Consider the following 26359-nt stretch of genomic DNA (forward strand, 5'->3'; position numbering starts at 1 on the left):
CGAGGGCGGTGGCCGCATGAGCGCGTGCGGCCACCGCCCTCGTCTCAGTGCATGGGGGTCCAGATCGTCATCGGCCCTGCGCCGCGGTTGGCCCAGGCGTAGTACGGCACGAACGTGAGGTCCACCGGCCCGGTGTGCTCGGGCTCGCGGGGGGCGGCGGCGGTGCGGTAGGGGAAGCCCGCGTCCTCGTCGCGATGCGCGTGGATCCGCCCGCGTGCGATCATCGGCACCACCTCCGCGGGCAGGCCGGCGATCGGGGCGCCGTCGCGCAGGCCGGGCGTCGCGGCCAGGCACAGGTCGTCCACGATGACGCCCGGGTGGTCGGGCTGCTCCAGGCAGTAGACGAGCGGGCCGCGCTCGACGGCGACCTGCCCGCGGGCCACGTCGAGGCGGGGGACGGCGGCGGTGAGGCGGGGGCGGACGGCGAGGTCGAGCGTGACGCGGTCGCCGGGCCGCCAGGCGCGCCGGATCCGGTGGTATCCGGGTTCGGCGGGCTCCGCGTTCACACTCGCGCCGTCGGCCCACGAAGGGATGCGGGCCGAGAACGTCCACGGCCGTTCGGGGGTCTCCCGGACGACGATCTCGACGCGCCCGTCCCACGGGTATCCGGTCCGCACCTCCAGCAGCACGTCCCCCGCCCGGACGGTGCCGGACGCGTACAGGTGGAGCTGGACGCCGTCCTCGGACCGGGTGGCGAGGTAGTGGCCGAGGGAGGAGAGCAGGCGCATGACGTTCGGCGGGCAGCAGGCGGTGCCGTACCAGTCCTGGCGGCCCCGGGCGGCGGCGCGCCGGTCGTCCGGGTTGGCGCCGGCGCGCACCCGCAGCGCGTTGACGTAGAAGAAGCGGTCGCCGCCGAGGGAGAGGCCCGGCAGGACGGCGTTGTACAGGGTGCGCTCCATCAGGTCCGCGTAGCCGGGCTCGCCGGTGGCCAGGAGCATGCGCCACGACCACTGCACGCTCGCGACGGCGGCGCAGGTCTCGCAGTAGGCGGTCTCGGGGGTCAGCTCGTGCGGCCCGCCGAACTGCTCGCCGTACCAGACGGAGCCGAGCCCGCCGGTGAGGTACGTCTTGGTCGCCACCATGTCGCGCCACTGGCGGGTGAGCGCGGCGAGCAGGTCGCCGTCGCCGGTCTCGGCGGCGACGTCCGTGGCCCCGGCGGCCAGGTACAGGGCGCGGACGGCGTGCCCCTCGACGGTGGTGGCGTCCCGCAGCGGCACCCGGTCCTGGCGGATGCCCGGCCCGTGGTGGCCCTTGAGCGGGAGCCGCTCGTGCCCGCGGCCGGTGACCATGCGGGCGGCCAGGTCGAGGTACGGGCGGACGCCGGTCTCCCGGTAGAGCTCGGCCAGGGCGGTCTCGATCTCCGGGTGCCCGTCGAGCGCGTCGGCGGGCAGGTCCTTGACGAGGTGGTCGGCGAACTTCGCGGCCACCCGCAGCAGCGTGTCGTCGCCGAGTGCGCGGCTGCCGGCGACGGCGGCCTGCATGAGGTGGCCTGCGCAGTAGAGCTCGTGGCTGGAGGCCAGGTCGCTGTAGCGTTCGCGGCCGGTGAGCTGGGTGTGGGTGTGCAGGTAGCCGTCCGGGGCCTGGGCGGCGGCGACGAGCCCGGCCGCCTCCTCGTACGCCCGCGCCAGCCCGTCGCTGTCGGCCCTGCCGCGCTCCCAGGCCAGCGCCTCCAGCCACTTGTAGACGTCGGAGTCGGCGAAGACCTTGCCGCGGTGCTCCCCTCCGGCGCCGCGGGCGGCGGCCTCCAGGTTGGCGAAGGCGCCGGACTCGCGAATGCGCCGGGCGCCCAGCGGGATCGTCACGTCGCGGTTGACCCGTTGCCTGGCGCCCCAGAAACCGCCCTCGATCCGCGCGCCGGAGGCGGGTCGCAGGGTCACTACCGCTTCGGGGCGCGGCCGTACCACCGCATCATCGCTCATGCGGCCATCGTGCCTCAGGTTCACATATCCAACAAGACATGAATATCTATACACATCTTGACGGCGGCGCGAGAAGCGAAGGAGGCTTGACGAGAGGTTTATGCGCCCTTGAATATTTATGAGGTGTAGACATGTCGGAGATTCCCGACACGGTGTTGCTGGAGGAACGGGCCGAGCTGGCGATGAACGCGGTGGCCGGGCTCCCTGACCCCGACCTGGGCGGCATCCCGTACTTCAGCGCCGACCTGCTGGCCCGCCCCGCGACGCTCCAGCACGGCGACTGGGACTGGGGCTCCAGCCACGGCCGGCTGCTCGACGCCTGCCTGCTGGCCAGGCAGATGACCGGCAAGGACACCTGGCGGGAGGTCGAGGACGGCTTCAGGACCAGGCTCACCGGCTTCTTCGGCCCCGACGGGCTGAGCTACCGGCAGGCCAGGCCGGAACGCGGCTGGCCCGCCAACGCCAACCTCATCGACCAGCGGGCCGTGCTGCTGTCGCTGACCACGTGGTTCGTCTCCGACGGCGCCCCGGAGGCGCGCAGGCTGGTCGACCGGCACGTGGCCGCGCTCAAGCGGATCGCGATCAAGGAGCGGGACGTGTGGTTCTACCCCGCCTCCGAGTACACCCCCGGCGGCTGGCCCTCCCCCAACGCGATCGCGCTGCACCTGGCCCCCGACCCGGCCTCGTTCAGCGGCCGGTTGATCATGCCGCTGCTCCGCTACCACCAGGCCACCGGCAACGAGGACGCGCTGGAGCTGTGCGGCTGGTTCGCCCGGCTGATCGTCGAGAAGAGCGGCGTCTACAACGAGGACGGCAGCTTCAACGCCGCCCGCGCCTACCGCAGCGGCCACTTCCACACCCGGCTCGGCACCCTCGAAGGGCTCGCCCGCTACGCCGGGCACACCGGCGACCACGAGCTGACCGCGTTCGTGCGCAGGAGCTACGACTGGGCGCTCGGCCAGGCCACCGCGTTCGGCTGGACCCCCGGCGACCTGGCCGACCAGCGCTACGAGCACGAGAGCTGCTCCCTGGTGGACCTCATCGGCACCGGCACCACGCTGGCCCGCTCCGGGCACACCGCGTACTGGGGGGTGGTCGAGCGGTTCCTGCGCAACCACCTCGTGGAGTCGCAGCTCCTCGACCTGAGCTGGGTCGAGTCCGCGCCCGACGCGTCGGGCGACGAGCCCGGCTGGACGACGCACGTCAGGGTGGGCGAGCGGGTGCTCGGCGCCTTCGCCGGTTACGGCGCACCCAACGACTACGTGTGCGACGTCGAATTGGGCCGGGGCCACACCGCCGACGTCCAGGCGTGCTGCGTCGGCTCCGGCGTGCGCGGCCTGTTCTGGGGCTGGAACTCCGTCGTCACCGGCAACCGGATCAACCTGCTCCTCACCCGGGCCACCCAGCAGGTCACCGTGCTCAGCCACCTTCCCCACGAGGGCCGGGTGGACCTCGACGTGCACGAGAACCTGCCGGAGCTGCGCATGCGGGTGCCCGACTGGGCCGGGTACGCCAAGGTCCGCGTGTCACGGGAGTCGGGAGGCTTCGACGGCGGCCAGGCCGGGGCGTGGGCCCCCGACGGCTACCTGCTGATCCCCGCCCCGCGCGCGGGCGAGCGCGTCACCGTCACCTTCCCCGTCCCCGAGACGACCAGCACCGAGGTCGCCGCCGGCCGCGAGTACCAGGTGCGCTGGCGCGGCGACGACGTGATCGGCATCAGCCCCGAGGGGACCGCCCGCCCGATGTACAGCGGACGCAAGGTGCACCCCACCGCCCCGCGCCGCGACTACGACCTGACCCGGCCCGCGAAGGAGTGGACGTGGTAGACCCCATGCCGGACGACTGGTCGCTCCCCGAGCCGCCCGCCGCACCCGTGCTCCAGCCGTACGACCTGCGCTGCGAGCACCTGCGCACCCCTCACGGCGTCGGCACCCGCACGCCCAGGCTGGCCTGGCGGCTGGCCTCCGACCGGCGCGGCGACGCCCCCACCGGCCACCGCGTCACCGTGCGCGGCCCCGGCGACGTCCTGGCCTGGGACAGCGGCTGGATCGACGGCCAGGACGTGAGCGCCGACTACGGCGGGGCGCCGCTGCAGTCGTTCGCCCGCTACACCTGGCGGGTCGAGACGCGCGACGGCGGGTCGGCGCAGTCGTGGTTCGGCACCGGGGTGCTGCACGACGACGAGTGGCGGGCCGCCTGGATCGAGCACGACCCCGAGACCGAGCCGCCGTTCGAGCCGCCCACGGACCACCGCGAGCCGCGCACCCCGCGCACGGCCCACCTGCCCGCGCCGCGCTACTTCCGGCGCGTCGCCGACCTGCGCCCCGCGACCGCCGTGCGGATCGCCGTCACCGCGCGCGGCCTGTACGAGCTGCACGTCAACGGCCACCGCGTCGGCGACGGCGAGCTGACCCCCGGCTGGACCGACTACCGGCGGCGCGTCCCGTACCAGGTGTACGACGTCACCGGCCTGGCCGGCGACGGGCCGCTGTGCGTGGGGGCGATCCTGGCGGACGGCTGGTGGTCGGGCAGCCTCGGCTGGGACGGACGGCAGCAGGCCCAGCGCTACGGCCGCCACCCGCAGCTCCTGGCCCAGATCGTGGCCGAGCACGCCGACGGCTCACGCACCGTCATCGGCACCGACGAGCGCTGGCGGGAGACGACGGGCCCGCTGCGCTACGCCGACCTGCTGATGGGCGAGTGGTACGACGCCCGCCACGCCCTCGACGGCTGGGACCGGCCCGGCTTCGACGACTCCTCCTGGGCGCCGGCCCGCGTCGCCGGCACCGACCTTACGGTGCTCGTGCCGTCCGTCGCCGAGCCCGTACGGGTGACGCAGGACCTGACGCCGGTCGAGACGCGCACCCGCGACGGCCGCACCATCGTGGACCTCGGCCAGAACATCGCCGGCCGGGTCCGCCTCACCGTGCGCGGCGCCCCGGCCGGCACCCACGTCACGCTGCGGCACGGCGAGGCGCTCACCGACGACGGCCGCCTCTACACCGGCAACCTCCGCTCCGCCGAGGCCACCGACCACTACGTGACGGCGGGGCGGGCCGAGGAGACGTACGAGCCGCGCTTCACCGTGCACGGCTTCCGCTACGTCGAGGTCACCGGCCACGCCGACGTCTCGGTCCTGGGCCGGGCGACGCACTCGGACACGCCCGTCGCGGGCGAGTTCACCTGCTCGGACGCCATGGTGCGGCAGCTCATGAGCAACATCCGGTGGAGCCAGCGCGACAACTTCGTCTCCGTCCCGACCGACTGCCCGCAACGCGACGAACGGCTCGGCTGGACCGCCGACGCGCAGGTGTTCCTCCCCACGGCCTGCTACAACGCGGACGTGGCGGCGTTCTTCACCGGCTGGCTCGCCGACCTGCGCTGCGCCCAGACCTCCGCCGGCGCGGTGCCCGACGTCATTCCGCACGTCATCACCGAACGGCACGGCACCCCCGCCTGGGGCGACGCCGCGACCATCGTGCCGTGGCACCTGTACGAGGTGTACGGCGACGAGCGGGTGCTGCGCGACAGCCTGCCCAGCATGCGCCGCTGGGTCGACCACGTCGAACGCCACAACCCCGGCCTCATCTGGCGTGACAAGGTCGGCAGCCACTACGGCGACTGGCTCCAGGCGGACGTGCGCACCGACCGCGACGTGCTCGCCACCGCCTACTTCGCGCTCAGCGCCGACCTCACGGCCAGGGCCGCCGCCGTGCTCGGCGACACCGCCGCACACGAACGGTACGCGGGGCTGCGGGAGCGGATCGGGGCGGCGTTCGCGCGCGAGTTCGTCTCGGCGGACGGGCGGATCACCGGCGACACCCAGACCGGCTACCTCCTGGCCCTCGCCCACCGCCTCGTCCCCGCCGCTTTGGTGCCCGCCGCCGTCGCCCACCTGGTCGCCGACCTGGAACGGCGCGGGCGGCGGCTGACCACCGGGTTCGCCGGGGTGGGGCTCCTCGGGCCCGTCCTGTCCGCGCACGGGCACGCCGACCTGGCCTACGCTTTGCTGCACGACGACCGCTACCCGTCCTGGGGGTACTCGATCAAGCGCGGCGCCACCACCATCTGGGAGCGGTGGGACGGGTGGACCGAGGAGCACGGCTTCGGGCCCGTCGCGATGAACTCCTTCAACCACTACGCGCTCGGGTCCGTGGGGGCTTGGCTGTATGGCGGGGTCGCGGGGCTCGGGCAGGAGGAGGGGTCGGTGGGCTTCCGCCGTCCCCGCATCCGGCCCCTGGTGGGGGGCTCGTTGCGGTGGGCTGCCGCTTCCTATGAGACGCCGTTGGGGCGGCTGGCCAGTCGGTGGGAGATCGCCGATGGGGTGCTGCGGCTCACCGTGCGGGTTCCACCCGGGGCGGTGGCCACCGTGCACGTGCCCACGACGGACTTCGCGTCGGTCCGCGAGTCCGGCGAGCCGGTCGCCGGGGTGGGGCGGACCGCTTCGGCGCTGGTGTGCCAGGTCGGGTCCGGGCTGTACTCCTTCACCTCGGCATGGGGCTGACGACCACCTGGGCCGCCGCGTCCGAACGGCTCGGCGGCTCGCTGCGCGACGTGACGGTGCGCAACGTGGTGCGCGCCGTCGTCGGCGGGACCGGGCTCCGGGTGCGGCTCACCAACGCCTTCGGTCGGCGGGCCGTCACGTTCGGGCGGGTGTGCGTGGGCGTGTCACGGGCGGGGGCCGCCCTGGAGCCGGGCTCGAACCGGACCGTCACCTTCGGCGGGCGCGGTGAAGTGACCGTGGGGGCCGGGGAGACGGTGCTCAGCGATCCGGTCGCGGGGCGGGTGGAGGCGGGGCGGTGGCTGGGGGTGAGCCTGTTCGTACGGAACGACTGCGACACCCTGACCGGCCGCAACCGCGCCACCACACGACCATCGGGCATGTGGAAGCCCGCCTACCGGTCACTCCCCGGTGACCACGCCGCCGAGGAGAGCGGCGGCGCGTACCTCGAGCCCGTCGCGGTCTGGCACTGGCTCGACGCCCTGACCGTGCTCACCCCCTCACCGGTGCCGATCGTCGCGGCGCTCGGCGACTCCCTCACCGTCGGCGTCGGCTCGGACACCGGCCACAGCTGGGCCGACCTGCTCGCCCACCACTCGGGCCTGCCGGTGCTCAACGAGGGCGTATCGGGCGGCAAGGTGCTGGCGGCGGGCACTGGACGCCCGGCCGAGGCGCGACTGGCCGCCGAGGTGCTGACCAAGCCCGGCATCACCACCGTGATCATCCAGGCGGGCGTCAACGACCTGGGCGCGGGCGCACGGCCGGACGACCTCATCGCCGCCTACCGCCGCATGGTGGCCACAGCACACGCGGCCGGCGTCCGGGTGATCGGCGGAACGATCACGCCGTACGCGGGCGCCGAGTATCACACCCCTGAGGGCGAACGGGCGCGGCAGGCGGTCAACGCGTTCATCCGGGACGGCGGCGCGTTCGACGCGGTCGCCGACTTCGACGCCGCCCTCCGCGACCCCGCCGCCCCCGCCCGCCTGCTGCCCCACCACGACAGCGGCGACCACCTGCACCCGAGCACACCGGGCCACCTCGCGATGGCCGCCGCGATCGACCCGCAGTCAATCTGCCGAGCCCAGCCTGCCTCGCCGCCGTAACGGCTCATTCCCCCACCACATCGGCGGGCACATTTGCCGCCCGCTTGGATGGGGCGGCGTCCACCGTGAGAACTTCTGCCCACACCGAAGTGCCCAGGGAACCCGGCTGTGTCCCCCACCGGGTGGCCTGCGCCTCTACAAGGATCAGGCCACGTCCATGATCTTCGTGATCTTCCGACAGCCGGGGCTGCGGAATGGTGCGGGCCCCCGCGTCCGTGACCACGATGCGCACCAGCCCGTCGCCGACCTCGGATACTTCCGCAGCAACCAGGCCGCCCGGAGCGCGTGTGCACCACGGCGTTGCTCAGCAGTTCGGTGAGGACGAGGCGCACACGTTCCAGGTCTTGGTGCCCAGCCGCCGTCAGCACAAGCGTGACGTATCGCCGAAGAAGTGGCACCGAGGATGTGTCTCCCGGCACCACCACCTCAGTGAGAAGCCGCTCGCTCCTTGCGCTGCCGCCCAGATCCGCCGTGTGACGGCACCCGCCTTGCCCGCTCGGCGGCTCCGGTTGCGCATTGTCATGGTTCACGTTGCGTCCTCACAGGTCGGGATCAGACAGCGGAGGCGCCAGCATGTGTACGCTCTTGTCAAGCGTTTATGCGAGAACTGGGAAGGTAGCTGTGGCGGAACGGGAACCTGCCTACGAGCGGATCGCCAATGAGCTCCGCCAGAAGATTCGCTCAGGCGATCTGGCGCCAGGTGTCCGCCCCCCTTCCCACCGCCTGATCGCCGAGGAGTACGGCGTCTCGGACATCACCATTCGCCAGGCCATCGATCTCCTTCGGACGGAGGGACTGGTCGAGACCAAGCGCGGGTCGGGCACCTCAGTGCGGTCGCGCCCGGCGATCCGCCGTCTTTCGATGGATCGCTACCTGGCCGACAAGGGATCTCAGGTGGTTCCGCAAACGTCGTTCACCAGAGACCAGGGCATCGCCTGGTCGCAGTACCGGCTGGACAAACGGTTCGAGTGGATTCAGGCAGACGAACGGCTGGCGGGGCTGTTCGACGTGCCGGTCGGGACGCGTGTGCTGGAGCGGCGATTCGTGTTCTACGCCTCCGGGGTGCCGAGCCAGCTGAGCCGTTCGTGTCTGCTCGCCCGCGATGTCGAGGGCACCCCGGTGGCCGACCCTCACAACGAGCCTTGGCCAGGCGGCAACATCGGCCAGCTTCGCTCACTGGGCATCGAGGTCGACGGTGACATCGTCGAAGAGACCTCGGTTCGCATGCCGACTCGGGAGGAAATGGACCTGCTCGACATCGGCAGTGGAACGCCCGTGTTCTCGATCACCCGATTGATGTCCTCCCACGGACGCGTGGTGGAGGTTGCCGACCCGATCGTGATCCCGGGCGATCGCGCAGTTCGAGTCGATCGAATCTCCATCTAGGGGTTTCCCCTGCGGTCATACTCCGCATGGGGTGAGCCGCCGCGCCGCCTCGATCGTGAAGCCGAGCCGGCGCTGACGCGACCCTCCATCCAGAGACCACCTGGTCAACCCTGAAGATGGATCGCCGGCTCCGGGCGGTGGATTCCCCGGGGCCGGTAGCCGAGGGTGTCGGAGAGCCCGAGGTAGTCGGCGAGCAGCCAGATGATGGCCAGCCACATCTCCGTCCCCTGCAGCCCAGGCGTGCGCGCCGCGCCGCTCCCCCCGCTCAGCGCGAAGCTGAACCCGGCGCCGTCCTGCCAGCCGCCGAGTGCGCGGGCCAGGTGGTCGCGGGCCCACGTCTCGCCCTCCGTGCGGCGGTGCCGGGTCTGCTTGCCGAGCAGCCACAGGGGGTGGATGACGTCGAGGACGTTGCAGGCGTTCCCGGTGTCCGGGCCGAAGTAGCGGGGGTCGCGAGCTTGGGTGAGGACGGTGTCCACGGCCCGCTCCGGGTACGGCAGCGGCATTCCGAACTGGGCGAACGTGCCGCGTGTGAGCCGGTAGAAGCCGTTGACCACCATGAGCCAGCCGGAGTCGTTGTCCGGCTCGCCCCACATGCCGTGAGTCTGGCGGGCGCGGGTCAGGAGCCAGCCGTACAGGGTTTCGACGTCGCCGCGCAGGCCGAAGTCGGCGAGGTTGCGGTAGAGGCCGGTGCCGATCGCGTCCACGACCGAGCCGGACGTCCACGCCTCGCGCGTCCAGTCGAGGTTGTCGAGGAGGGTGGTCAGGTTCTGGGAGCGGAGGTCGTGGACGGCGTGGACCGGGTGATGGAAGGCGGTGCCGAGGAGGTTGAGCGCGTAGCCGACGCAGAGTACGTGGTAGGCGGTCACGCCCTCCAGTTCCGGTCGTCCACCGTCGGCCGCCTCGGGTGAGCCTGGGGCGCCGAGTTCGGGGATCAGGCCGGTTGCCGCGTCCTGGCGGTCGCGGAGGAAGGCGATGATCTCGGCGCGGGACGGGGTCGGTGGGGGGCCGGAGAGCAGGAGGTCGGCGATCTCCACGGCGTCGCACCAGGCGCGTACGGTGGGCGGGGCGTCGGGGCGGTCCACGTAGCGGTCGCCGGTCCAGCACCGGGACAGGACCGCTTCCGCCTGCGCCCGCGCCCGTGCGGCGAACGCCACCAGGCGCTCCTCCAGTTCCCCGGCCCCGGCGGGCCGCGCTCCGTTCGCGGAGGTGAGCGTCCCGGGGCGCTCGGGATGCGCGTCGGCTTGCCCGGGATGCGCCTCGGGCCGCTCGGGGTGCGCCGCCCCCGCAGAGGTGAGCGCCTCGGCCGCCGTGGGCAAGGCCGCCGTGGGCTGGACGTCAGCCGGTGCGGGCAGCGCCTCCTCGGCCGCCGTGGGTACGGGAGCGGCCGGGGTGGAGGGGGGGTCGGCCGGGGCGGGGTGGGCGTTGGGCGGGGTGGGGTGGGCGTTGGGCGGGGTGGGGCGGGGGGTGCGGCGGTCGCGGAGGGGGCGGGCCGGGTTGCCGGCCACCATGGCCCAGGCGGGCACGTCCTTGGTGACGACCGAGCCCGCCCCGATGACCGCATGGTCGCCGATCGTCACCCCGTCGAGCACGACCACGTTCGAGCCGATCCACACGTCGTCCCCGATGCGGATGCCCTTGGAGGTGATCGGCTGGCGGAAGACCGGCCGGTCGGGCGCGGTGCCGTGGTTGAAGCCCAGCAGGGACGTGTGCGCCCCGATCCGCACCGCGTCCCCCAGCTCCACCCGCCCCCGCACCACCGCGTACGGGTTGACGGTGCAGTCCTGCCCCATCGACACGTCGTCCGTGACGTACGCGTGCGCGGCGATGTAGCAGAAGTCGCCCATGCGGAGCCGGTCGGTGTGGACGGCGGCCAGCGGCGAGATGAACACCTTCTCGGCCGCGTCGAGGCCGATCCTGTCGCGGAGGCCGGCCAGGTGGCGGTCCTGGGCGCGGCGGTCCTCGTCGGTGGCGTGGTCCCAGAACAGCCACGGGCAGTGGTCGAACTTGGACGGTTCTGTCATACGATCAGCTTCCTCTCACCACGGTCAGCGTCATGGACCAGGAGTAACGGCGTACCTCCAGGCGGTACCGCTCGGGCAGCGCCGGGCCGCAGGAGGCGCTGCCGACGCCCTGCTGGCCGTGGTCCAGGTTCAGCCACACGCGCCCGGAGTCGGCCAGGTCGTGCGGGCGGCGGGCGGCTTGCAGCGCCTCGCTCGTCCAGCGGCGGGCGGTGAAGTCGAGGTGCGGCGCGCCGTCCACGCGCAGGGTGGGGAGCCCCGGCCCTGACAGCTCCAGCCAGCGGGTCTCGACGTGGTTGCCGTTCTCCTGGGGGACGAGGTACGGGGTCTGCATCCCATTGATGGACCCCGCGAACCTGCCGGCGCGGGCGGCGGCGCGACTGTCGGCGTAGGACTCGCCGGGGCCCCGGCCGAACCAGACGACGTCGGTGTAGCCGCCGGGGAGGGACCATCTGGTGCCCATGCGGGGAGGGGTGAGGGTGAGGTGGCCGTAGGCGGTGTCGTCCCAGTCGCCCACGGGGTCGGCCTCGACGAGGAGGTGGAGGGCGCCGTCCTGCCAGCGGTAGGTGCAGGTGGTGCGGAAGCCGAGGGTGCGGGTGGCGGGGCCGCTGCGGCCGTGGACGACGAGGGTGTGGGGGTCGGGGTGTTCGATGGGGCCGGTGCGGTGGAGGAAGCGGTCCAGGCCTGCCGCCTGCCAGTCGGCTGCCAGGGCGTTGCGGGGGCCCTGGCCGTGGTCGTTCTCCGTGGGGGCGCGCCAGACGTCGAACGTGGGGCCGTCCAGTGCGAGCTTGCCGAGGTGGGTGAGGCGTCCGGTCCTGCTGTCGAACGTCGCGTTCCCGAGCGACACCGTCCCGTCCCGATGAGACGCGACGGCGTGCGGTTGGTGCGCCTTGGGACGGGCTGGGGTGCCGGGGCCGAGGCGGGTCTGGCCCCAGGCGACCACGTGCCCGGCCGCCGCCCAGCGCGTGTCCTCGGCCAGCACCGCCTCGACGGTCAGCCACGTCTCTCCGCCCGAAGAGGCCAGGCGTGACACGGCACCAGCAGCGTCCTGCGCCGGGGCGTCCACGGCGTCCGGTAGCGGCACCCGTACCTCCGACCGGGCCGCGCACTCGGGCACGGACAGCATCCCCGCCGCGACCCGCACCCCGTCCACCTCCACGAGCCACCGGAAGCCCAGGTGCGCGAGCGTCGCGAAGTCGTGCTTGTTGACCACCACCACCGAGGAGCCCTCCACCGTGATGGCCACCGGCTCGATGGCCTTGCGCAGTTCAAGAAGCCCCGGCGACGGCGTCCGGTCGGGGAACAGCAGCCCGTCCAGGCAGTACCGCTCCCCGTTGGGCTGGTAGTCGATGTCCCCGCCGTGCCGGTAGTACCGCCGCCCGTGCTCATCGACCGCCGCGAGCCCGTGATCGATCCACTCCCACACGAACGCCCCGCAGAACCGCTCGTACGATTCCAAGATCACCTGGTAGTCCACGAGCGATCCGGGCCCGTTGCCCATGGCGTGCGCGTACTCGCACAGCAGGAACGGCAGCCCCCGCCGCCGCACGTCGTCGGGGGATCCCGCGACGACGTCCGAGGGGGTCTCCTCCTTGCGCTGCCCGATGCGTTCAAGATCGTCCAGTGACGGATACATGAGGCTGTAGAAGTCGGAGTGCCGGTAGCTGGGGTCGCGTTCGTAGTGCAGCGGCCGGGTGGGGTCGTGTTCGCGGATCCAGGTCTCGATGTCGGCGAAGGCGGAGCCGCTGTCGCTCTCGTTGCCGAGTGACCAGATGACGACGCTGGGATGGTTCTTGTCGCGCTCGACCATGCGGCGGATGCGGTCGAGGAGGGCGTCGCGCCACCTGGGCTCGGCGGGCGGGTTGCCCTCCCAGCCGGAGTAGATGAAGCCGTGTGTCTCGATGTCGCACTCGTCCACGACCCACAGCCCGTACTCGTCGCACAGCCGCAGGAACTCGGGGTGCGGCGGGTAGTGGGCGGTGCGGACGGCGTTGACGTTGTGCCGTTTCATCAGCTCGATGTCGCGGATCATGGTCTCGCGGTCGAGTGAGCGTCCGCGGTCGGGGTCGTGCTCGTGCCGGTTGACGCCGCGGAACAGCACCGGCGCCCCGTTGATCAGCAGCCGGCCGCCGGTGATCTCGACGGTTCTGAAGCCGATGGCCAGCGCGATCGTCTCGCCGGCGGCGCGCAGGGTGCCGCGGTAGAGGCGCGGGTGCTCGGCGCTCCACGGCTCGACCTCGCCGACGACGACCTCCTGTCCTGTGGGGACGGCGATGCCCAGCTCCGGCACCTCCACCAGGCCGGGTGTGTCGGAGGTGACGAGGAGGGCGCCGGTGCCGGCGGAGTAGGAGGCGCGGACGGTGAAGTCGTCGATGCCGCCCTCGGGCCGCGACAGCAGCTCCACGTCGCGGAAGATGCCGGGCAGCCACCACATGTCCTGGTCCTCCAGGTAGCTGCCGGACGACCAGCGCTGCACCCGTACGGCCAGGACGTTGCCGCGCGGCCGGACGACGTCGGTGACGTCGAACTCGAACGGCAGCCTGCTGCCCTTGGAGTGCCCGAGCAGCTCGCCGTTGAGCCAGACGGTGCCGCAGGAGTCGACCCCTTGGAAGCGCAGCACGCTGCGTCCGGAAGGCCAGGTGGGGGGCAGGTCGAAGCGGAGCCGGTAGTCGCCGGTGGGGTTCTGGTCGGGCAGGTGCGGCGGGTCGATGGGGAACGGGTAGGCGGTGTTGGTGTAGAGGGGGTCGCCGTGGCCTTCCAGCACCCAGTGGGACGGCACCCGGATCGTGTCCCAGCCGGTGTCGTCGAGGCCGGGGTCGGGGAGCGACGGGCCGGTGCCGTCGGCGGTGCCGGAGAGCCGGAAGCGCCATCGGCCGTTGAGCGGGAGGCGGGGCGCGTCGGAGACGAAGTCCGCTCGCGGCGCCCGCCGTCCGGTGCCCGGTCCGGGGTCCTCATGAAAGATCAACGCCGCCTCCGGGAGGTGAGACAAAACGTTTTAACCCTATAGACCTGATCGTCCCCAGACCAGATCTCACAGGCATTGACATCCGGGCGTGAATAAATATATCATCCGGTAAATCGTTTTAAGATCGCCTGGGGACTCTCATGACGCCATCACCCCCGACGAGCAGCACCGGCATCCGCTTCGGCACCGCCTACTACTGGGAATACCAGCGGGCCCCCGACCTCAAGCGCGACCTCGACCTCATGGCCGAGGCCCGGATCGACACCCTTCGCGTGGGCGAGTCCGTCTGGTCCACCTGGGAGCCCCGCGACGGCGAGTTCGACCCCGGCTGGCTGACCCCCGTCCTCGACGGAGCACACGAACGCGGCATGCGGGTCCTGCTCGGCACCCCCACCTACGCCGTCCCGCCATGGTTGCAGCGCAAGCACCCCGAGCTGGCCGTCGTGCGGGCGGACGGCCGGCGCGTCCCCTGGGGCGCGCGCCAGGAGGCCGACTTCACCTCCCCCACCTTCCTCCGGTACGCCGAACGCGTCATCCGCCAGGTCATCGGCGCCCACGGCGGCCACCCGGCCGTGCTCGGGATCCAGCTCGACAACGAGCCGGGCCTCCACCTCATGCACAACGAGCCGGTGTTCGAGCGGTTCAAGGCCTGGCTGGCACGCCGGTACGGCGACGTCGGGCGACTGAACGAGGAGTGGGGCCTGGCGTACTGGTCGCACCGCCTCACCTGCTGGGACGAGCTGTGGCGGCCCGAAGGCAACACGACCCCCTCCTACGACCTGGCCTGGCGGCGGTTCCAGGCCGAGCTGACCACCGAGTTCATCGCCTGGCAGGCGGGCATCGTGCGCGAACTCGTACCCGGCGACCGCGAGCTGACCACCTGCCTGGCCTACCAGCGCCCGGCGTTGCACGACGTCGAGCTGTCCCGGCACCTGACGGTCACCAGCGGGAACGCCTACTACCTGCCCCAGGACGCGCTGGCCGGCGACTCCCCCGTGGAGATCACCTGGTTCGCCAGCGGACCGGCCGCGCTGCTGCAGGCCGCCGACCGCATGTACGCGTCCAAGAAGCAGCGGTTCTGGGTGACGGAGACGAACGCGGGCTCCATCGCCGGGTCCCAGCTCAACCTGCCGCCCTACGACGGCCAGCTCCGCCAGGCGGCGTGGGCGCTGGTCGCGCGGGGCGCGGAGATGATCTCGTACTGGCACTGGAACACGCTGCCCTACGGCGCGGAGACGTACTGGGGCGGGATACTCGGGCACGCCATGCAGCCCGGTCGTGTCCATGACGAGGTCGCGGCGCTCGGCGCGGAGCTGGAGCGGGCGGCCGAGGACGTCACGGGCCTCACGCCGGACACGGACGTCGGGTTCCTGTACTCGCACGACAGCAGGTGGGCGCTGACCTTCCAGCCGCCGCTCACCCCCGACGGGCGTAACCCCGACCCGGACTCCTACGAGCGGATCCTGGCGACGTTCTATCAGGGGGCGGTGGACGCGGGGCTGCAGGTGGGGTTCGTGTCACAGGTCAAACGTTTGCCTGTGCTCGTGGCGCCCGCGCTGTACTGCCTCACGGACGAGACGGCGGCGGAGCTGGAGGCGTACGTGCGGGGCGGCGGGCACCTGATCATGACCTTCCGCACCGGGTACGCCGACGAGGAGGCCAGGGCGCGCACCGAGATCGCGCCCGGGCCGCTGCGCGCGCTGGCCGGGGTGCGGTATCTCGAGTACTCGACGCTGCTGCGCCCCGTTCCCCTGCACGGGCTCGGTCTCGAGGACGTGGCACGGCACTGGGCGGACGGGCTGGAGCTGGAAGGCGCCGAGCCGCTGGCCCACTACGACCACCATCACTTCGGCCGCTGGCCCGCGATCACCCGCCATCGCGTGGGCGAAGGCACAGTCACCTACGTGGGCACGCTGCCGGGCAGGAAGCTGACGGCCGAGCTGTTCCGCCACGGCAAGCCCACGGGCCTGGTGGCCACGCGGTCCCAGCAGGTCACCGTGCACTCGGCGGTCAACGCGCGCGGCGAGCGCCTCTGGTTCGCCCACAACTGGTCAGACCGCGAGAGCACGGCCACCCTGACCGCCCAGGCGACCGAGGTCACCGGCCGCCGCGAACCCTTACAGCCAGGCCCGCTACGCCTGGCCCCCTTCGACATACGAGTGGTGAAATGACCCGGTTCCACCCCACCTGGGAGTCTCTGCGTACCCACCGCATCCCCCAGTGGTTCGGCGAGGCGAAGTTCGGCATCTGGTCGCACTGGGGCCCGCAGTCCGTGGCCCGCTCAGGCGACTGGTACGCCCGCCACCTCTACGGCACGCAGCCCTGGTCCGAGCCCTGGGAACGCAAGCGGGCCGGCCGCCAGCACGCCCACCACCGCGCCCACTTCCAGGGCGGCGCCAAGGACCTGTTCCACCAGTGGCGCGCAGAACGCTTCGACCCGGACGAGCTGATGGACCTCTACGTGTCCAGCGGCGCCCGCTACTTCGTCGCCCTGGCCACCCACTGCGACAACTTCGACCTGTGGGACTCCGGTCAGCGCGGCTGGAACGCCGCCCGCGTCGGCCCGCGCCGCGACATCGTGGCCGCCTGGGAGCGGGCGGCCAGGGCGGCGGGCCTGCCGTTCGGGCTGAGCTTCCACCAGAACTGGACGTGGCGCTGGCTCGACGTGGCCCACGGCCGCGACCCGGAGACGGGCGAGCCCTACGACGGCGCGCTGACCAGGAACGACGGCAAGGGCACGTGGTGGGAGGGCCTGGACCCCGCCGAGCTCTACCCGGAACGCCACGACCCGGGCGCGAAACCGCCGGCCCGCGAGGCGGAGCGCTTCTACGCCCGCGTCCGCGAGGCGCTCGACCGCTACCGCCCCGACCTGGTCTACCTGGACGACGGCCGCCTGCCGTTCGACGCGGGCAGCGTGGTGGAGTCGCAGCCGGTCAGCACGGCGGGCCTGGACCTGCTGGCGCACTACTACAACACCTGCCCGACCGGCGGCGCCGTCACGATCAAGGACGTGCCGGACGCCGACCGCACGGCCGTCCTGCTCGACTGCGAGCGCCGCCAGCTCGACGAGGCCCAGCCGCACCCGTGGCAGTTCGACACGAGCGACGGCGAGTGGTTCGACTGCTCCGACGACGACCCGATGTTCCACCCGCGCAAGAGCGCGCAGCAGATCATCCACACGCTGATCGACGTGGTGAGCAAGAACGGCTGCCTGCTGCTGAACATCCCGCAGCACGCCGACGGCACGGTGGACGCCCACGCCCGCGAACTGCTGGCCGGGGTGGGCGACTGGCTGCGGGTGTGCGGCGAGGGCGTGTACGGCACCACGCCCTGGCTGCGCGCGGCCGAGGGCACGACCGGCCTGGGCGCCACCAAGGGGTACGAGGGGTACAACGAGGCCGACCGCGCCTACCGGCCGGGCGACATTCGCTTCACCCGGCGCGGCGACACCCTCTACGCCACCCTGCTGGCCTGGCCGAAGGACGGCACGGCCGCGATCACCAGCCTGGGCGCCGCCGCCGGGCTGGCGAAACGCCCGCTGGCCTCCGTCGAGCTGCTCGGCCACGGCCCGGTCGGCTGGCGGCATTCGGAGAAGGCGCTCTACGCGGACCTGCCGCCCCGGCCGCCGACCAAGGCCGCGCACATGCTCAAGATCACGGGAGTGTCATGGTGAAGAACCTGCGTACCTGCGACCTGGCCGACCCCCTCGGCCTGGAGGCCACCCGTCCCGCGCTGAGCTGGCAGCTCACGGGCGGCACCGCGCAGACCGCCTACCACGTCCAGGTGGACGGGCTGTGGGACAGCGGCGAGGTGGAGTCGGCCGACCAGCGGGTGCTCTACGGCGGCGAGCCGCTGACGAGCGGGATCGCCGCACGCTGGCGGGTCCGGGTGCGCGACGCGGACGGCGCCTGGTCCGGCTGGAGCGCGGAGGCGAGCTTCGAGCTGGGGCTGCTCTCCCCGGACGACTGGAGCGCCGCCTGGATCACCCACCCCGACTGGTACGACGAGAACGACGGCCCGCGCGCCGGCGAGGGGTACCCGCTGCCGCTGCTGGCGGGCGAGTTCACCCTGGCCGCTCCCCCGGTCAGCGCCCGGCTGCACGTCGCGGGCCTGGGCGTCTACGTGGCGTCGGTGAACGGCAGCCCGGTGACCGACGCGGTGCTGGAGCCGCCGTACTCGGACTTCGCCAAGCGGGTCGTGTACGCGACGCACGACGTGACGGCGCTGCTGCGCGAGGGCCGCAACGCGATCGGCGTCGCGCTGGGCCCGGGCATCGCGCACGTGTTCCCGCACCAGGACCGCTACATGAAGTTCTTCGGCTCCAAGGCCGCCCCCAGGGCGATCGCGCAACTGGAGGTCGGCTACGCCGACGGCACGACCGCCCGTTTCGTCACGGGCGCGGACTGGCTGGCCACCGAGGGGCCGACCACCCGCTCGCACTGGTACGGCGGCGAGGACCACGACGCCCGCCTGGAGATCCCCGGCTGGGACGCCCCCGGCACGGACCGCTCCTCCTGGCGCCCGGTGACCGTCCGGCCCGATGGGACGCAGATGCTGCGGTCGCGGACGTGCCCGCCGATCAGGATCACCGAGCGGCTGCCCGCGACGGGCAAGCTCGTCGCCACGGACGGCACGGCCGTCTTCGACGTCGGCGCGGTCACGGCGGGCTGGCCGGAGCTGCGGCTCGACCTCCCGGCGGGCCGCTACCTGCGGCTGCTGCCGGGCGACCAACTCGACGCGTTCGGCCGCGTGGTGCAGTCGAAGCCGACGACCGGCGCGCCGATCTTCAGCACGTACGTCACCAAGGACGGCCCGCAGACCTGGCACCCGAGCTTCCGCTACGACGGCTTCCGCTACGTCGAGGTCCAGGGCCTGCCCGAGCACGTCGGCGCCGACGCGGTGACGGCGCTGGTGCTGCGTGCCGACAACGAGCACGTCGGCCGGTTCGAGACGTCCCGCCCGCTGATCGACGACATCCACCGGATCATCGACCGCGCGGTGCGCGGCAACATGTACAGCGTCCTGACCGACTGCCCGCACCGGGAGAAACTGGGCTGGCTGGAGCAGGCCCACCTGCTGTTCGACGTCGTCGCCTACAACTACGACGTGGCCGCCTACTGCCGCGAGCTGCTGGTCGGCATCGCCGAGGCGCAGACGGAGGAGGGGCTCGTCCCGGACACCGCGCCGGAGTACGTGGTGTTCGAGGGCGCGTTCAGGGACGACCCGAACTGGGGCGGCGCCCTGATCCGCATGCCGTGGCAGATCTACCGCTGGTACGGCGACACCACGGCCATGGCGCGGCACTACGACGCGATGGGCCGCTACCTGGACTACCTGACGGGCAAGGCAGAGAACGGCATACTCGGGCACGGGCTCGGCGACTGGTTCGGCCTGGACGACTCGACGCCCGTGCCGCTGGTGTCCACGTGGGGCTACTGGCGGGCGGCGGCCACGATGGCGAAGGTCGCCGGCGTGCTCGGCCGCGACGACGACGCCAAGCGGTTCCGCGCGCTGACGGACACGATCTCGGCCGCGTTCACCGGCGCGTTCCGTCAGGACGACGGCGGCTTCGGCGGGCAGGCGTCGCAGGTGTTCGCGCTGGACATGGGCGTCGTCCCCGAGGAGCTGACGCCCGGCGCGCTCGACCGGCTCAGCCGGGACGTGCGCGACGGCGTCATCACGGTCGGCGAGATCGCGCTGCCCGCCCTCTACCAGGTGCTGACCAGGGCCGGACGGCACGAGGCGCTGTGGGGGTTCGCCAACTCCACCAGCCATCCGAGCTACGGCTACCAGGTGCGGCACGGCGCCACCGCGCTCACCGAGGCGTGGGACGGGCCGACGCGCGGCCTCTCCCAGAACCACTACATGCTGGGCGCCATCGACGCCTGGTTCTACCGGGGGCTCGGCGGCATCGGCCAGGCGCCCGGCTCGAACGGCTTCCGCCGCCTGATCGTCGCGCCCGCCGCGCCCGGCGACCTGGAGTCGGTGCGGGCGGCGACGCGGACGCCGTACGGGCAGGTGGGGGTGTCGTGGCAGCGGTCGGACGGCGAGTTCGCACTGGAGGTGGAGGTGCCGCCGGGCTCGTCGGCCGAGGTGCGGCTGCCCGACCTGGGGCTGACCCGGCACACCGCGCCCGAGGGGGCGGTCGCGGTGGGCGAGCGGGCCTGGCAGGTGCGCGCCGGGCACTGGACGTTCGGAGCCACCAAGTGAGCGGCGCAGGCAACGGCCGCGCAGGCGACGCGAGTGCCCCCGCGACCGCATACGACGCCTCTCGCATCAGGACCCCGCACAAGGCGGGCCGCCTGCTCGTCGGCCCGTCCGGCGAGCCGGGCCGCTTCGACTCCCTCTTCGTGGACTGCCCGTTCGTCTGCTCCGACGGCGGCGAGTTCCTCATGACGTACGTCGGCTTCGACGGCACCGGCTACCAGACCGCGCTGAGCCGATCGCCCGACCTGGAGACCTGGTCGCCGGGCGAGGTGGTCCTCCCCCGCGACCCCGGACATCCGTACCGGCGCTACAACGCCGCGCTCACCTCCATCGTGCGCGACAACCGGCTGCACTCCGACGGCCAGGTGACCTGGCTGGACGGCCGGGCGGTGGGCACATACCACGCCTACCCGGAGCCCGGCATGGAGACGGGCGCGGCCATCATCGGGTTCTGCGTCAGCGACGACCTGCGGACCTGGAAGGACACCGGCTCGGTGCTGCGCCCGCAGGACGGCGGCGCCTGGGAGCGCGGCGGCCTCTACAAGTCGTGGCTGCTGCGCCACGACGGCCTCTACTACTGCTTCTACAACGCCAAGAACCGCACCTACGACGGCTGGCGCGAGCAGATCGGCTACGCCGTCTCCCCCGACCTCGAACGCTGGGAACGGCCGCGCCCGACCCCGATCGTGCCCAACGGCGGGCTCGGCTCGTTCGACGAGCGCTTCGCCTCCGACCCGTGCGTGCTGCGCGACGGCGACTGGTGGGTGATGTTCTACTTCGGGCTCTCCTTCGACGGGCACGCCCGCGAGGGGTACGCGGTCTCGCGCGACCTGCGTACCTGGGAGAAGAGCGACGAGATCCTCGTGGACGTGGGGCCGCCGGGGTCGGCCGACGACACGTACGCGCACAAGCCTGCCGTCGTCGCCCGGGGCGGCCGGCTGCATCACTTCTACACGGCGGTGCGGCGGGCGGAGCCGTACCGGGTCGGTGAGCACCCGATGACCGAGCTGCGCGGGATCTCCGTGGCGCGGTCGTGACCCCCCAACCATGCGACGGAGGACCTCCATGCAGCCATCACCCGCGCACTCACGCAGGCGTTTCCTGGCCCTGGCGGCTAGCGCAGGCGGCGCCCTTCTGACCGCTCCGGCGGCATACGCCCAAGCCACGGGCGCTGCGGGCGCTGCCGGCGCGGCGGGCTCGACAGGCGTTGCAGGCGCAGCGGGCGCGGCGGGCTCGGCGGGCTCGGCGGGCGCGGCGGGCGCGGCGGGCTCGGCGGGTGCAGAGGGCTCGGCCGTTCAGACCGCGCGGGCCGCTGCGGCCTGGGCGCGTGTGCCCGCCATCCGCCGCCGCATCCGCCCGCCGCGCTTCCCTTCCCGCACCTTCCCCATCACCGGCCACGGGGCCGTCGGCGACGGGACGACGAAGTGCACGCAGGCGTTCCGGCAGGCCGTAGAGGCGTGCGCGGCGGCGGGCGGCGGCCGGGTGCTGGTGCCCGCAGGCGTCTGGCTGACCGGCGCGATCCACCTGGCCGACAACGTCGAGCTGCACTTGGAGGCGGACGCCACGATCCGCTTCAGCCGCGACCCCGCCGACTACCTGCCGGTGGTGTTCACCCGGTACGAGGGCGTCGAGCTGATGAACTACTCCCCGTTCATCTACGCCCACGGCCGCACCAACGTGGCGATCACCGGCTCGGGCGTGATCGACGGGCAGGCCGACGCCACCCACTGGTGGGACTGGTCGAGCGACCCCGCCCCGTCCGAGGGCCCAGACAAGAAGCTGCTGGCCCAGCAGGCCGAGAGCGGCGTCCCGGTGGCGGAGCGGGTCTTCGGCGAGGGCCACTACCTGCGGCCGAACCTCATCCAGCTCTACCGCTGCCGCAACGTGCTCATCGAGGGCGTGACGGTCAGGGACTCCCCGATGTGGAACATCCACCCGGTCCTGTGCGCCAACGTCACCATCCGCGGGATCACCGTGGACAGCCCGCGCGGCCCCAACAACGACGGCTGCGACCCGGAGTCGTGCGTGGACGTGCTGATCGAGCGGTGCGAGTTCAACACGGGCGACGACTGCGTGGCGATCAAGGCGGGCAAGAACGCCGACGGCCGCCGGGTGAACGAGCCGTCCATGAACGTCCTGGTCGACTCGTGCGTGATGCGCGACGGCAACGGCGGCGTCACGGTCGGCAGCGAGACGACCGGCGGGGTGCGCTGGGTGTTCGCGTGGAACTGCACGATGAGCAGCGCCCGGCTGGAGCGGGCGATCCGGATCAAGACGAACCCGGAGCGCGGCGGCTACGTGCGGGACCTGTACTTCAAGGACATCACGGTGGGGCAGGCGGCCGACTCCGTCGTCGAGGTGGCGCTCAACTACGAGAACAAGCACACCGGCCCCTACTTCCCCGACGTCGGCACGATCGACATCCGGGGCCTGCGGGCGGGCACGGCGCCCAGGGCGTTCTACCTGGTCGGCAACCCGGGTAACCCGATCAAGGGCGTGCGGGTGAGCAACAGCGTGTTCGAGCAGATGGCGGAGGCCGACGTGGTGACCGACGTCAGCGGCTTCGAGCTGCGCAACGTGCGGGTGAACGGCCGCCGCGTGTAACCCTCAACCGAATGGCCGTCGCGATCATCCAACCTGTCATGGGGAACGCGCTCATCGACGGGGATCCGCAGCGGCTCGGCGACTACTGGCTGGCCGGCCGCCTGGGGGCGGGCGGCCAGGGGGTCGTCTACGAAGGTTACGACCCTGACGGGACCCGGGTCGCGATCAAGGTGCTGAGCGGCGACCCCGTCAGGGATCCCGGGCTGCGCGACGGGATGGTGAAGGAGGCGGTCTCGGCGCAGCGGGTGGCCTCGTTCTGCACGGCCCGGGTGCTGGACGCCGACCTGGAGGGGCCGCGGCCGTACATCGTCAGCGAGTACGTCGAGGGCCGCAGCCTGCGCTCGGCCGGCCGCGCCTTCTCGGGCGGCGAGCTGCACCGGCTGGCCACGGCGATCGCGACGGCGCTGACCGCCATCCACGACGCCGGCGTGGTGCACCGCGACCTCAAGCCCGACAACGTGCTGCTCGGCCCCGACGGCCCGCGCGTGATCGACTTCGGGATCGCCAGGACGCTGGAGATGTCGCTCACCTCGACCGGCCTGGTCAAGGGCACGCCCGGGTACATGGCGCCGGAGGTGTTCTCCGGCGAGCGGGCGGGGCCTGCCGCCGACGTGTTCGCGTGGGGCGCGGTCGTGTGGTTCGCCGCGACCGGCCGTGACCCCTTCACCGGCGAGTCGCTCGGGGCGGTCATGCACCGCGTCCTCTCCCACGAACCCGACCTGGACGTGCTGCCCGACTCGCTGCGCGAGCAGGTGCGGGCGGCGCTGTCGAAGGAGCCGGGGCAGCGGCCGTCCGCACGCGGACTGCTCCTCAGCCTGGTCAGCGGCGCAAGCCTCGGTCTGAACGCGCCCGGCCTGCTCGGCGACGACGCCGGAGACCCCGACGCGCCTGACCTGCCCCGCGACGACGGCACTGGCACCCTCGACGCCCAGCACCTTGCCGACGGCGGCAGCGCCGCGGGCGGTGGCGGTGGCGGCGCCGGCAACGGCGGTGGCGCTGGAGGCGGTGGCGCTGGAGGCGGCGCCGGCAACGGCGGTGGCGCTGGAGGCGGCGCTGGCGGCGCTGGGAAGCTTGACACGCCGCGGCTGCTGGCCCTGGGTGCCGGTGACGGGCGGCGGGTGGGCACTCCCGCCGACGATCCCGCGCTCGGCGTGCTGGCCGAGGACGCCTACGCGCTGCTCTCGCCCGAGGACAAGGAGCTGGCCCCCGAGCTGTTCCTGCGCCTGATCACGGTGAGCGACGAGGGCGAGCTGGCGCTGCGCCGCCCGCGCAGGTCCGAGCTGCCGGACGGGGTGGAGCGGGTGGTGGCCGCATTCCCGTACCTCGTCTCCGGCACCGACCCCGTACGGCTGCTGCGCCCCGCCCTGCCGCTGGCGTGGCCGAGGCTGCGCGCCTGGATCGAGGCGGACAGGGACGGGCTGGCCGTGCACCGCCGCATCAGCACGGCGGTCGGCCGCTGGCAGGACCACGGCCGCAGGGACGGCGACCTGTTCTCGGGCAGCACCCTGGACGACGCGCTGAGCTGGGCCGCGGCCGGGCGCAGGCACATCACGCTGACCCCGGCGGAGCGGGATTTCCTCGCGGCGGGCGCCGCGCTCACCCGGCGTCGTTCCCGCCGCACCCGGCTGGCCGCGGTGGGGCTGGCCGTGCTGCTGGTGCTGGCGCTGGCGGCGGGCGGGCTGGCCGTGTGGCAGAGCCGGACGCTGGCGGAGCAGAGCGCCAAGCTGGCGCAGCAGCGCGACGCCGCCGAGTCGGCCCGGCTGGCCGCCGCCGCCGACGCGGTACGCGGCCAGGACCCGGTGCTCGGCATGCTGCTGAGCGCCGAGGCCGGGCGGCTGTCGGCCACCGACGAGGCCAGGTCCAGCCTGCTCGCCTCGGCCGCCGACCCGGCCACGGCGGCCTTCCGCGACCCGGACACCGGCCCCGACGTGGTCCGCGCGCTCACCCCTGACGGCCGCTCGCTGGTCAGCGTCAGCCCGGACGAGGTCAAGGTGTGGGACGTGGCGACCGGTAAGCGGACCGGCGGCTTCACCGGGCTGCCCGGCCGTCGGCTGCGGCAGGTGGCGGTCAGCGCGGACGGGCGGCTGCTGGCCATCGCCGACGCCGCGGGCGTCGGGGTCTGGGAGCTGACGACGGGGCGGTCCGTGGGCAAGCGGCTGAGCGCCCCCGACGAGATCGAGCTGTCCGTGCTGTTCAGCGGCGGGCGGCTGGTGGTGTCGATCGGGCAGGCCAAGTACGTCTACGACTGGCTCACCGGGAGGTCGATCCCGCTGCCCACGATGGAGCAGGTGGCCGTGCATCCGGGCGGCGGCTACGCCGTGGCGGGGCGCGGGCTGTGGACGCTGCCGTCGGGCAAGGCGGGCTCCGGCTACGGCGACGTGTGCGCGCACTGCTACAGCGTCCCCGTCTTCAGCCCGGACGGCCGCACCCTGGCCATCAGCCAGGATTCCGGCCTGACCCTGTACGACACCCGCACGCGCGAGGAGCTGCGCACGATCGACGGCTGGCAGCCGGGCGCGCTGCCGGTCTTTAGCCAGGACGGCGAGCTGCTCGCGGGCATCGGCACGACGGTCACCGTCTGGCGGCTGGACGCGGACGAGCCGCTGCTGCTCAAGCGCGAGCCGCAGGACCCGGCGAGCGCGGGGGCGTTCGGCCCCACCGGCCTGCGTTATCTGAGCGACGACACGGTCGTCACGCTGAAGCCGAACCCGCGCGCCGCCGACGAGCTGGACTCGGTGCGGCTCAGCGCCGACGGCCGCGTCCTGGCCACCCACGCGCTCGGCTCCGGCAGCGTCACGCTGAACGGCGAGGGCCGCCCGGCCGGCGCCTTCGACGACTACGACAGCGAGCTGACCATGAGCGGCGACGGCCGGCTGCTGGCGATCAGGCGCGGTGAGGGCGTCGCCGTCCGCGACTCGGCGACCTGGCGTGAGCTGGCCGGCCTGACCCCCGGCTTCGCCGACGTGTGGGAGACGAACGCCGCGCTGCCCACACCGAGGGGCCTGTGGACGGCCGGAGAGAAGGCGTTCACGCTCTGGTCGCTGCCGGGCGGGCGGCGGCTCAAGCAGGTGCCCAGGCCGCGGCTGCTCGGCTGGGCCGCCGGCGCGGACGGGCGGCTGGTCGGGCTGGACGCCGACCAGTCGCGGGTGGTGGACCTGGAGAGCGGCAAGCCGGTCGGGGCGCGGCTGACGCTGCCCGCGCACTCGGACGAGGTCTGGTTCAGCCCCGGCCTGAAGCTGGTCGCGGTGAACTTCGCCGGCCGGGTCGGCGTCTGGGACGTCGCCACGGGAGCGCAGTCCGGCGGCTGGCTGCGGATCGGCGGCGCGGCGTGGGACGCGGCGTTCTCCGCCGACGGCCGGCTGCTCGCGATCGCCGCCCAGGACGAGACGCTCACCCTGTGGGACGTGCGGCAGGGGCGGCGGATCGGGCCCGAGGTGGTGCTGTCGGAGGCGGCCCGTTCGGTGGCCTTCGCCGCCGGCTCGGGCGAGCTGGTCGCCATCGGCCGCGACGGCCGGCTGACCAGGCTGCCCACGGGCGTCGAGCGGCTGGCCGAGGCGGCGTGCGCGCGGGCGGGCCGCGCTCTCACGCAGGCGGAGTGGCGCCGCCACCTGCCCGACCGGCCGTTCGAGCGGAGCTGCCCTTCCGATGGTTGA

13 protein-coding genes are annotated in these 26359 nt (G+C 73.0%); 10 read left to right on the top strand and 3 right to left on the bottom strand.

What is annotated here, in order from left to right; translation table 11 throughout:
• Positions 1 to 44 precede the first annotated feature (44 nt).
• Complete coding sequence (locus ABD331_RS03745; protein ID WP_344470814.1) at positions 45 to 1919, bottom strand: glycoside hydrolase family 127 protein; 1875 nt, start codon at positions 1917 to 1919, stop codon at positions 45 to 47.
• Positions 1920 to 2050: 131 nt separating this feature from the next.
• Here ABD331_RS03745 and ABD331_RS03750 point away from each other — a divergent pair, with 131 nt between their 5' ends.
• The 4 genes from ABD331_RS03750 (at position 2051) to ABD331_RS03765 (ending at position 8912) form a co-directional block, all read left to right on the top strand.
• A complete protein-coding gene (locus ABD331_RS03750; RefSeq protein WP_344470815.1) occupies positions 2051 to 3745 on the top strand; it encodes a glycoside hydrolase family 127 protein in 1695 nt (564 codons plus the stop codon).
• Positions 3739 to 6423: an alpha-L-rhamnosidase gene (locus ABD331_RS03755; protein ID WP_344470816.1), complete on the top strand. Its 2685-nt coding sequence runs from the start codon at positions 3739 to 3741 to the stop codon at positions 6421 to 6423. The genes ABD331_RS03750 and ABD331_RS03755 overlap by 7 nt, the downstream gene beginning before the upstream one ends.
• Positions 6414 to 7526: a GDSL-type esterase/lipase family protein gene (locus ABD331_RS03760; RefSeq protein ID WP_344470817.1), complete on the top strand. Its 1113-nt coding sequence runs from the start codon at positions 6414 to 6416 to the stop codon at positions 7524 to 7526. Before ABD331_RS03755 ends, ABD331_RS03760 begins: the two co-directional genes overlap by 10 nt.
• Positions 7527 to 8147: 621 nt before the next feature.
• Positions 8148 to 8912, top strand: a complete 765-nt coding sequence (locus ABD331_RS03765) for a GntR family transcriptional regulator (protein ID WP_344470818.1) — start codon at positions 8148 to 8150, stop codon at positions 8910 to 8912.
• Positions 8913 to 9016: 104 nt separating this feature from the next.
• Here the strand turns inward: ABD331_RS03765 and ABD331_RS03770 are convergent, their stop codons facing one another.
• Together ABD331_RS03770 and ABD331_RS03775 are read right to left on the bottom strand one after the other, a co-directional pair.
• The gene (locus ABD331_RS03770; protein ID WP_344470819.1) at positions 9017 to 10933 is read right to left on the bottom strand and encodes a DapH/DapD/GlmU-related protein; all 1917 of its coding nucleotides are present in this window, start codon (positions 10931 to 10933) and stop codon (positions 9017 to 9019) included.
• A gap of 4 nt (positions 10934 to 10937) precedes the next feature.
• Positions 10938 to 13895: a glycoside hydrolase family 2 TIM barrel-domain containing protein gene (locus tag ABD331_RS03775; RefSeq protein ID WP_344470820.1), complete on the bottom strand. Its 2958-nt coding sequence runs from the start codon at positions 13893 to 13895 to the stop codon at positions 10938 to 10940.
• A gap of 140 nt (positions 13896 to 14035) precedes the next feature.
• Here ABD331_RS03775 and ABD331_RS03780 point away from each other — a divergent pair, with 140 nt between their 5' ends.
• From ABD331_RS03780 to ABD331_RS03805, 6 genes are read left to right on the top strand one after another with little or no spacing between them, the layout of a single operon-like run.
• The gene (locus ABD331_RS03780; RefSeq protein ID WP_344470821.1) at positions 14036 to 16066 is read left to right on the top strand and encodes a beta-galactosidase; all 2031 of its coding nucleotides are present in this window, start codon (positions 14036 to 14038) and stop codon (positions 16064 to 16066) included.
• Positions 16063 to 17568: an alpha-L-fucosidase gene (locus ABD331_RS03785; protein ID WP_344470822.1), complete on the top strand. Its 1506-nt coding sequence runs from the start codon at positions 16063 to 16065 to the stop codon at positions 17566 to 17568. The genes ABD331_RS03780 and ABD331_RS03785 overlap by 4 nt, the downstream gene beginning before the upstream one ends.
• Positions 17562 to 20105: a family 78 glycoside hydrolase catalytic domain gene (locus tag ABD331_RS03790; RefSeq protein WP_344470823.1), complete on the top strand. Its 2544-nt coding sequence runs from the start codon at positions 17562 to 17564 to the stop codon at positions 20103 to 20105. The genes ABD331_RS03785 and ABD331_RS03790 overlap by 7 nt, the downstream gene beginning before the upstream one ends.
• The gene (locus ABD331_RS03795) at positions 20102 to 21139 is read left to right on the top strand and encodes a glycoside hydrolase family protein (RefSeq protein ID WP_344470824.1); all 1038 of its coding nucleotides are present in this window, start codon (positions 20102 to 20104) and stop codon (positions 21137 to 21139) included. Before ABD331_RS03790 ends, ABD331_RS03795 begins: the two co-directional genes overlap by 4 nt.
• 28 nt (positions 21140 to 21167) lie before the next feature.
• Positions 21168 to 22706, top strand: coding sequence for a glycoside hydrolase family 28 protein (locus ABD331_RS03800; RefSeq protein WP_344470825.1), 1539 nt, complete (start codon positions 21168 to 21170; stop codon positions 22704 to 22706).
• Positions 22707 to 22717: 11 nt separating this feature from the next.
• Positions 22718 to 26359: a WD40 repeat domain-containing serine/threonine protein kinase gene (locus tag ABD331_RS03805; RefSeq protein ID WP_344470826.1), complete on the top strand. Its 3642-nt coding sequence runs from the start codon at positions 22718 to 22720 to the stop codon at positions 26357 to 26359.

It is taken from the genome of Nonomuraea monospora, from assembly GCF_039531895.1.
Classification (GTDB): Bacteria; Actinomycetota; Actinomycetes; order Streptosporangiales; family Streptosporangiaceae; genus Nonomuraea; species Nonomuraea monospora.